The sequence below is a fragment of the Bradyrhizobium sp. genome (genome assembly GCF_049586575.1).
Taxonomy (GTDB): Bacteria; Pseudomonadota; Alphaproteobacteria; order Rhizobiales; family Xanthobacteraceae; genus Bradyrhizobium.
Genome location: NZ_JBAVCF010000461.1, coordinates 1 through 8,573, shown reverse-complemented (window position 1 = coordinate 8,573; position 8,573 = coordinate 1). Strand labels below are relative to the sequence as shown.

10 protein-coding genes are annotated in these 8,573 nt (G+C 61.7%); 5 read left to right on the top strand and 5 right to left on the bottom strand.

Annotation, left to right across the window (positions count from 1 at the left end):
- Positions 1 to 636 (bottom strand): AAA family ATPase (locus tag WB528_RS17885; protein WP_423889727.1); only part of this gene is annotated, 636 nt, incomplete at its 3' end.
- A 327-nt stretch (positions 637 to 963) separates the two neighbouring features.
- On the opposite strand from WB528_RS17885, the gene WB528_RS17880 reads away from it, so the two are divergent.
- Positions 964 to 1,638 (top strand): DedA family protein, encoded by a 675-nt coding sequence (locus WB528_RS17880; RefSeq protein ID WP_423889726.1) that lies wholly within the window; start codon positions 964 to 966, stop codon positions 1,636 to 1,638.
- A gap of 31 nt (positions 1,639 to 1,669) precedes the next feature.
- Here the strand turns inward: WB528_RS17880 and WB528_RS17875 are convergent, their stop codons facing one another.
- Complete coding sequence (locus WB528_RS17875) at positions 1,670 to 2,308, bottom strand: J domain-containing protein (protein WP_423889725.1); 639 nt, start codon at positions 2,306 to 2,308, stop codon at positions 1,670 to 1,672.
- A gap of 110 nt (positions 2,309 to 2,418) precedes the next feature.
- On the opposite strand from WB528_RS17875, the gene WB528_RS17870 reads away from it, so the two are divergent.
- Positions 2,419 to 2,691, top strand: a complete 273-nt coding sequence (locus WB528_RS17870) for a BolA family protein (protein WP_423889728.1) — start codon at positions 2,419 to 2,421, stop codon at positions 2,689 to 2,691.
- A gap of 46 nt (positions 2,692 to 2,737) precedes the next feature.
- Here the strand turns inward: WB528_RS17870 and WB528_RS17865 are convergent, their stop codons facing one another.
- The 3 genes from WB528_RS17865 to WB528_RS17855 are packed head-to-tail and all read right to left on the bottom strand — an operon-like array spanning position 2,738 to position 5,818.
- The gene (locus tag WB528_RS17865) at positions 2,738 to 4,045 is read right to left on the bottom strand and encodes an HlyC/CorC family transporter (RefSeq protein WP_423889724.1); all 1,308 of its coding nucleotides are present in this window, start codon (positions 4,043 to 4,045) and stop codon (positions 2,738 to 2,740) included.
- Between the two features lie 16 nt (positions 4,046 to 4,061).
- Positions 4,062 to 5,207: a 3-dehydroquinate synthase gene (aroB, locus tag WB528_RS17860; protein WP_423889723.1), complete on the bottom strand. Its 1,146-nt coding sequence runs from the start codon at positions 5,205 to 5,207 to the stop codon at positions 4,062 to 4,064.
- Positions 5,204 to 5,818, bottom strand: a complete 615-nt coding sequence (locus WB528_RS17855; protein ID WP_423889722.1) for a shikimate kinase — start codon at positions 5,816 to 5,818, stop codon at positions 5,204 to 5,206. The genes aroB and WB528_RS17855 overlap by 4 nt, the downstream gene beginning before the upstream one ends.
- Before the next feature lie 273 nt (positions 5,819 to 6,091).
- On the opposite strand from WB528_RS17855, the gene WB528_RS17850 reads away from it, so the two are divergent.
- The 3 genes from WB528_RS17850 to WB528_RS17840 all read left to right on the top strand — a co-directional run bounded on the left by WB528_RS17850 (position 6,092) and on the right by WB528_RS17840 (position 8,418).
- The gene (locus WB528_RS17850) at positions 6,092 to 6,238 is read left to right on the top strand and encodes a histidine kinase (protein WP_423889721.1); all 147 of its coding nucleotides are present in this window, start codon (positions 6,092 to 6,094) and stop codon (positions 6,236 to 6,238) included.
- A gap of 61 nt (positions 6,239 to 6,299) precedes the next feature.
- The gene (gene xerD, locus WB528_RS17845; RefSeq protein ID WP_423889720.1) at positions 6,300 to 7,256 is read left to right on the top strand and encodes a site-specific tyrosine recombinase XerD; all 957 of its coding nucleotides are present in this window, start codon (positions 6,300 to 6,302) and stop codon (positions 7,254 to 7,256) included.
- 199 nt (positions 7,257 to 7,455) lie between these two features.
- A complete protein-coding gene (locus WB528_RS17840) occupies positions 7,456 to 8,418 on the top strand; it encodes an acetyl-CoA carboxylase carboxyltransferase subunit alpha (protein WP_423889719.1) in 963 nt (320 codons plus the stop codon).
- Positions 8,419 to 8,573 lie beyond the last annotated feature (155 nt).

Genomic DNA, 8,573 nt, shown 5'->3' with positions numbered 1-8,573 from the left:
CATCTGGCCCTGGTTGATCTGCTGGGTGCCGTGATAGAGGCCCGACGTGTCGCCGAGGCCGACTGTGTTGGCGGTCGAGAACAGGCGGAACGCCGGATGCGGCTTGATGACCTTGTTCTGGTCGAGCAGCGTCAGACGGCCGGAAACTTCCAGCACGCGCTGAATCACGAACATCACGTCGGGACGGCCGGCATCATATTCGTCGAACACCAGCGCGATATTGTGTTGCAGAGCCCATGGCAGGATACCGTCTCTGAATTCGGTAACCTGCTTGCCGTCCCTGATGACGATGGAATCCTTGCCGACGAGATCGATGCGGCTGATGTGGCTGTCGAGATTGACGCGCACGCATGGCCAGTTGAGCCTTGCGGCGACCTGCTCAATGTGGGTCGATTTGCCGGTACCATGATAGCCGGTGACCATGACGCGGCGATTCTTCGCAAAGCCGGCGAGAATGGCGAGCGTGGTGGCGCGATCGAAGCGATAATCCGAATCGACATCCGGCACGTGCGGATCGACTTCGGAATAAGCCGGCACTTCGAGGTCGCTGTCGATGCCAAATACCTGCCGCACCGACACTTTCATGTCGGGCATTCCAGCGGGTTCCTGGGCTTTGGTCATGGCGGCGGTCGTCATTAGTCCTCCGAGGTCCCGGGGCGCTCCCGAAACCAGATTTAATGGGCATGGCTGCGGATGGTTAGTGGGCGAAACCTATCAGAGAGCGGCGACGGGAAGAAGCCCATGCCGCAATCAAAGTTCCGTTGAATTATCATGAAGATAGGTATCGATCGCAGTTTTTGGAAGGCTGCCCTGCGAATCGCGGCAAGTTTTCGTCCAGGGCTGCGTTTGCCACAGATCCGGGCCCCGGCCTCCACCGATCAGGATGTTGCGGCACTTTCCAACCCTTCGGCGAGTTGTGGTAGGTCTGCGCGCCGAGCGACCGACCCAAACCGAAGGATGTTCGTGGCCTCGCTGATTGATCCATTGATTGCGTTCGTCTCTGCCCATGTGTGGCTCGCCTATCTGACGCTATTTCTGGCGGCGCTGCTCGAAGCCGTTCCGGTCATCGGTTCCGTGATTCCGGGTTCAACCATCATTTTTGCATTGAGCGCGCTGGTGCCTGGCGGCGATCTGCGGCTGGAATGGGTGTTGGCGGCCGCGGTCGCCGGCGCCCTGCTGGGAGACGGATCCGCCTTCTGGCTCGGACATCGCGAGCAACGCGAGTTCCTCAATTGCTGGCCGCTTTCGAACTATCCGCGCGTGGTCGCGCGGAGCGAGGCGTTCTTTCATCGCTGGGGCACGCTCGCCGTGTTCTTTGCACGCTTCGTTCCGCCGATCAGGGCCTTTGTTCCGATCACCGCCGGCGCGCTCGGAATGTCGCCGCCGATATTCTACGCCGTCAACATTCCGGCGATCCTGCTATGGGCGCCGGCTCATGTATTGCCAGGGGTGCTCGCGGTTTCAGCCCTGCACCGTTACGGCGGCTTCGCGCCCCACGCGGGCATCGCCAAATACTGCTGGATTTTGGCTGTTATCGCCGGAGTGCTGGTTATTGCGGCGTGGAGCTGGATGGCTCGCCGCAGGCGCGGAGATGGAGTCATTAAACCCGCGGTTCAGGCGGATCGCGGCAAGCTCTGAGGCGATCATCGCACCAAACGTAGAGGCGCGACTACGCGCGTACCACGGTCTTCAGATAATTATACGCCTTGATGATCTCGATAAGGCGATCTTCGGTCGAGCGGTCGCCGCCATTGGCATCGGGGTGGTGCTGCTTCACCAGCGCCTTGTACTTGGCCTTGACGTCGTCGAGCGTGGCCCCTGCGCCGAGCCCCATCACCTGTAGCGCTTTGCGCTCGGCGTTCATGACCTTGCGCGTCTCCGGCTTGGCCTGCTGCGCGCCCGGACCCGGCCGCCAGCGGCCACGACCGTTGAGTTCGCCGAACACATGGAAGGGATCGGCCGCGGTGTCGAAATCGCCTTCTCCCTTTTTGGCGCCGCTATTGGCGCCCATTTTCCAGGTGGGGCGATGGCCGGTCAGTGCATCCTTCTGGTAGCGGGCGACGTCGTCCGGATTCATGCCCTGGAAGAAATTGTAGGACTGGTTGTACTCGCGGACATGGTCGAGGCAGAAATGCCAATATTCACGCGAATTTTCACGGCCCTTCGGCGCGCGATGCGCGCCCTTGTTCTGGCAGCCCACCCACTCGCAGGTCATGGCTTCGCTGCCCGCCTGCGCCTGGCGCTTCGCGCTCACCTTGGTGGGCTTGATTCGAATAGAATCGAAGAATTTGGATGAATCAATCGCCATACTGTCTTTGACTACGCAACGCTCAAGGCTTCAAGTCTTGACATTGCGAAACGCTTCACTCCGCTGAGATACCATTGACGATCGACAGTACCCGACGTATTGCCGCAACCATGAACACCAAAGGTACTATCACAAACAAGTTGCGTGAAGCTTTCTCGCCGGAAAGCCTCGACGTCTCGGATGAATCACATCTTCATGAAGGCCATGCCGGCCACAGGCCAGGCGGCGAGACTCATTTCAGGGTGTATATCGTGTCTGCCACCTTCAAAGGAAAGAGCCGGATCGAGCGCCACCGCATGATTAATTCAACGCTGGCTACGGAACTTCAGGGCGGCGTTCACGCGTTGGCGATCAAGGCACAGGCGCCGGGAGAAGCGGAATAGCTTGTTGCCGGTCAAACCGGAGCAAACCAATTTTAAGCGTCCTTGATTAAAAGGCCTTGCCGGCCCGCCTCGGCTTTTTCCCCGCAACTTCGCTCTCGCGCGGCACCGCTACAATCCGAAGCGCCGTAATGCGGTTGCGCTCCCGGCGCAATACACGAAAACGGAAGCCGTGGAAGGTGAAGCTCTGGCCCCGATCGGGGATCGAGCGCGCTTCGTGGATCACGAGACCGGCTACGGTGGTCGCCTCTTCGTCCGGAAGATGCCAATCCATCGCGCGGTTGAGGTCGCGGATCGGCACCGAACCGTCGACCACCACCGAGCCGTCGGGCTGAGCTCGGACGCCTGCAACCACCACATCGTGCTCGTCGGAAATGTCCCCGACGATCTCCTCCAAGATGTCTTCCAGCGTCACCATGCCCTCGACCTCGCCGTACTCGTCGACCACGAGCGCGAAGTGGGTCTTGCGGCGGCGGAAAGCCTTGAGCTGCTCCGAGACCGGGCGCATTTCCGGGACGAACCAAGGCGGCTGCATGATGGTCGAGACATCGATCTTCGACGTCTCGCCATCCGATGCCCTGATCGCGCGCAGCAAATCCTTGGCGTGCAACACGCCGACGATATTCTCGGGCTTCTCGCGCCATAGCGGGATTCGCGTGTATTCGGTCGCGAGCACTTCCCGCACCAGATCTTCCGCCGGCAGGTCGGCATTGATCATCACCATTTCGGTGCGGTGGACCATCACATCGGAGACCTCAAGCTCGCGCAGGTCGAGCAGGCCGCCGAGCATGTCACGATCCTGTTTCTCGACCTTGCCCTCGTGGTGGAGCAGATCGACCGCTCCGCGCAGCCGCTCGAACGGCGACAGGATCGGCTGATTGTGATGCGCCGTGACACGAAACAATTTCAACAAGAGCCGCACGACGGCTTCGACCACCGTGACCAGCGGCCCGAGCAGGAACATCGCGGTCTTCATCGGCCGCGCCACGGCGAGTGCGACGCGGTCCGGCGCATTGATGGCGATCGTCTTCGGCAACACCTCCGCGAAGATCACGACCAGGACTGTCATGAAGGCGGTGGCATAGAGCACGCCGGCTGCGCCGAACCAAACCGTGAATATCCCGGTAGCGAGCGCCGAGGCGCCGATATTGGCGATGTTGTTGCCGAGCAAGAGCGAGCCGATCAGCCGCTCGCGCATCGCCGAAAGGTTCGAGACAATCGCGGCGTCCTGATTGCCCTGCTTCGACAGCCGCAGCATGCTGCCCCGCGAAGCGCCGGTCAGCGCGGTTTCGCTGGCGGCGAAAAAGGCCGATACCAGCAAACAAACCATAACGACGAAAAACGTGATCCAGTCCATGCGCGTCCTATCCAGATCAGGCGCGTTGCAGCTTCACTTTCAGAAAATCACGAACCAATGAAGGTTCGACGTCAGGCGCAATCACGGCTTGGCCGATCGCTTTGAGCAGGATGAAGGTGAGGCGCCCGCGCTTGACCTTCTTGTCCTGCGCCATCAGCCCCATCAGGACGTCCGCATCCGCGAGCCCTTCCTGCGCGAAGCCAGCGATGTCCTGCAAAGTGGTCGGCAAGCCGACATCGGCCAGATGGCGCTTGATGCGCGCGGCGTCATGTTCGGCGATCATCCCGAGTTGCGCCGACAGTTCCGCTGCCAACACCATGCCGACGGCAACGCCTTCGCCGTGAAACAGCCGGTCGGAAAAGCCGGTCGCGGCTTCAAGCGCGTGGCCGAAGGTATGGCCAAGATTAAGCAGCGCGCGCTCCCCATTCTCCCGTTCATCGCGCGCGACGATCACCGCCTTGGCGCGGCAGGAAGTTGCGATCGCATGCTCGCGCGCGGCGGCGCCTGCGAAGATATCGGCATGATTTTTTTCCAGCCAGGTGAAAAAGGCTCCATCGCCGAGCAAGCCGTACTTGGCGACTTCGGCATAACCGGCGCGGAACTGGCGCGGCGACAGGGTGTCGAGCACCGCGGTGTCCGCAACCACCAGGAGCGGCTGATGAAACGCGCCCAGAAGATTCTTGCCTTGCGGCGAGTTGATGCCGGTCTTGCCGCCGACGGAGGAGTCGACCTGCGCCAGCAACGAGGTCGGCACTTGTACGAAATCGACGCCGCGGCGGAGGATCGCAGCGGCAAATCCCGCGAGGTCGCCGACCACGCCGCCACCAAGCGCGACCACGAGATCGGCGCGTTCGATTTTGGCCGAAACCAGCGCCTCGCTCACTTGTTCGAGCACGGCATAGCTTTTCGAGCCCTCGCCTTCCTCGACGACGACATGAGAGCTGGCGATGCCGGCCTCCGCCAGCGACGCCTCGGTCTTCGCAAGCCAGTGCTTCGCGACATTGCGATCGGTGACGACAGCGGTACGCGCACCCGGCCGCAACGCGGCGACGCGTTTGCCCAGCGATGGCAGGACATCACGGCCGATCACGATGTCATAGGCGCGCTCGCCGAGCGCGACATCGACAGTGATGGGATCAGTGTGTTTCAACGGCACGGTCATGGGGTGGCGCTCGGTTCGATATGGCCGCTGCAAAGCTTCCCGTACAGGGCCTCCAGGCATTCATCGACGATTTTCTCGTGCGGCACGTCGCGCGACCACACCGTCAAGTCGGCATGGCGGTAGATCGGCTCTCGTTCCCTTATCAACCGCTCGACGGTCGCCTCGGGGTCGGCGGTCTGCAACAGCGGGCGATCGGATCGCCGCTTCACCCTGCGCATGATGATATCGGGATCGGCCTTGAGCCAGATCGAGACAGCCTTGTCGCGGATGCGGTCACGGGTCTCCTGCCGCATCATGGCGCCGCCGCCGGTGGCGATCACCGCCGGCCCGTTGTCGAGCAGCCGCGCGATCACGCGTACTTCGCCATCGCGGAAATCGGCTTCGCCGCGCGATTCGAAAATGTCGGGAATCGACATGCCAGCCGCCGCCTCGATTTCAACGTCGGCATCAAGAAACGGCAGCCCGAGCCGGACCGACAGCCTGCGTCCGATGGTGGATTTGCCGGCCCCCATCATTCCCACCAACACGATCGAACGATTGCCCAGGGCCGCCGAAATCCCGGCGTCCTGGGTCGTACCAGGGGCGGCCGACGAGACTGTTGTTTCAGACATTTCACTGCCCAATCACCGCAGCAAGCGGCGCTTCAAGTCACCATACTACCCCCGCCGATAGCGTTGCTAGTGGTCTGATTCTAAGGTTCGCATCCGATCCCGGCAGGCACTGTTGCGGACGTTAGAATCACAAGACCACCAGCAAATATAGGTTTCTAGTGGTCCGACGAGGAGAGCCATAAGCCCTTGCAAGGAAATGTCGAACATGGTGGTAGTCAGGTCAGGCCATCCCCGATGAATTCAAATGGTTAATTCGCCGCCTGAGGCTTTCGCATGCCCAGCCTGTTCCGCTTTCTGACCGTCGTTGCCGTAATCGTCGGGGTCGTTTACGGCGCGATTTTTGCGCTGGCGAATTTCGTCAACCCGAAACCGCGAGAAATGACCATCAACATTCATCCGGACAAGTTCCTCAAGAAATAGGTGCGCGACGCGGCGCGAGCCAGATAGGGTTCGTCAAGGATTTGAGAGCTAAGGTTTGCGAATGCGCGCCAAACCCTCCGACGCCAGACTGATCGAGCTGTTCCTCGATATGCTCGCGGCCGAACAGGGCGCCGGCGACAATACGCTCGATGCCTATCGCCGCGACTTGGCCGACTTCTCCGCGTTTCTGGCGGCCAAGAGCCAGAACTTCGCCGGCGCCGAGACGCAATCGTTACGCGATTATCTCACCGAGTTGGACAGCCGCGGATTCAAATCGACGAGCGTCGCGCGGCGGCTGTCGGCGATGCGGCACCTGTTTCGCTTCCTGCTCAACGAGCGGATTCGCACCGATGACCCGGCGGCCATCCTGTCGGGACCCAAGCGCGGACGCGGCCTGCCGAAAGTGCTGTCGATATCGGATGTAGACCGCCTGCTGGTGCGCGCGAAGGCATTAGCCGAGGAAGCGGACGCTTCACCCCAGGAACGGCTTCGCGCCCTGCGGCTGCATTGCCTGCTTGAAGTGCTCTACGCCACGGGCTTGCGCGTCTCCGAACTCGTTTCACTGCCGCTATCGGCGTCGCGCAGCAGCGCCGGCATGATCGTGGTGCGCGGCAAGGGCAACAAGGAACGGCTGGTGCCGCTCAACGAGGCCTCGCGCCGCGCCATGGCCGACTACCTCGCGGCAACGAACGCGCTCAAGGCGCCGAAGCAGAAAACGGCGACCAGCTCGAAATGGCTGTTTCCCTCCTTTGGCGAAAGCGGCCATCTGACGCGGCAGCATTTTGCGCGCGACCTGAAGGAATTGGCCGCCTCTGCCGGTCTCGCGCCGCGGCTGGTCTCGCCGCACGTGCTGCGCCACGCCTTCGCCAGTCACCTGCTGCATAACGGCGCCGACCTCAGAATCGTGCAAACGCTGCTCGGCCACACCGATATATCCACGACCCAGATTTATACCCACGTCGTCGAAGAGCGCCTGAAAAGTCTGGTGCGCGACCTGCATCCGCTGGCGGAGAAATAGCGAATCACGTCGGCTGGTAAGGCCTGCTTGACTTCGGGGCCTTCTCCCCCGAAAGAGCGATTTCCTCTCAGTCCCCAAGGCAACGCCGGCCAAAGGGAGGTCCACACGCCCGCACGCTAACCATCTGAAGATGCGTGCTTTCTTCTCGCGACCCAGGAGCCGCTTCGCCCCGGGGTGGCTTTGTCCCTATATTGATTTGATGCCGGATCACATGCGCAGCTACCTCGATTTCGAAAAACCCGTCGCCGAACTCGATTCCAAGATCGACGAATTGCGGGTGCTCGCGGCGTCCGGCAGCGACATCGGCGAGGAAATCTCGCGAATCGAGGACAAGGCCGCGCAGGCGTTGAGCGACCTCTATGCCAATTTGACGCCGTGGCAAAAAACGCTGGTGGCGCGCCATCCGCAGCGACCGCATTTCACCGATTTCGTCGGCGGGCTGATCACGGAATTCACCCCGCTCGCCGGCGACCGCAAGTTCGCCGAGGATGAGGCGCTGGTCGGCGGCTTCGGCCGCTTCCGCGGCGAGAGCATTTGCGTGATCGGCCAGGAAAAGGGCGCCAGCACCGAATCGCGGATCAAGCACAATTTCGGAATGGCGCGCCCCGAGGGCTATCGCAAGGCGGTGCGGCTGATGGAGATGGCGGACCGCTTCGGCATTCCCGTGCTGTCGATTGTCGATTCCGCCGGCGCCTATCCCGGTATCGGCGCCGAGGAGCGCGGGCAGGCCGAAGCGATTGCGCGATCCACCGATGCCTGTCTGTCACTTGGCGTGCCGAACATCGCCATCATCACCGGCGAGGGAATGTCCGGCGGCGCCATCGCGATCACTACAGCCAACCGCGTGCTGATGTTCGAACACGCGATCTATAGCGTGATCTCGCCGGAGGCCGCCTCCTCGATCCTGTGGCGCGACGGAACCAAGGCTCAGGAAGCCGCCACCAGCATGAAAATCACCGCGCAGGACATGCTGCGGTTTGGCGTGATCGACCAGATCCTTAAAGAACCGGTCGGGGGCGCGCATCGCGATCCGGCTGCCATGATTGCAAGCACGGGCGATGCCATCGCCCAGACGCTGAATGACCTGAAGCATCTGGACGCCGAAGCGATCCGCAAGCAGCGGCGCCAGAAATTCCTCGATATCGGCCGGAAATCGTTCTGAGAGATATCCACTGTTACGGAATCAGCCCGGCTCCGGCGGCCCCATTTCCGTCAACTTTCTGCCATTTTGGTCGCAATTCAGCCCTCCGCAGCCTGTTTAAACTCTGTTGACCATGCCCAAGCGGGCTTGGGACACAGGGCCAGCCTCGGCTTGCG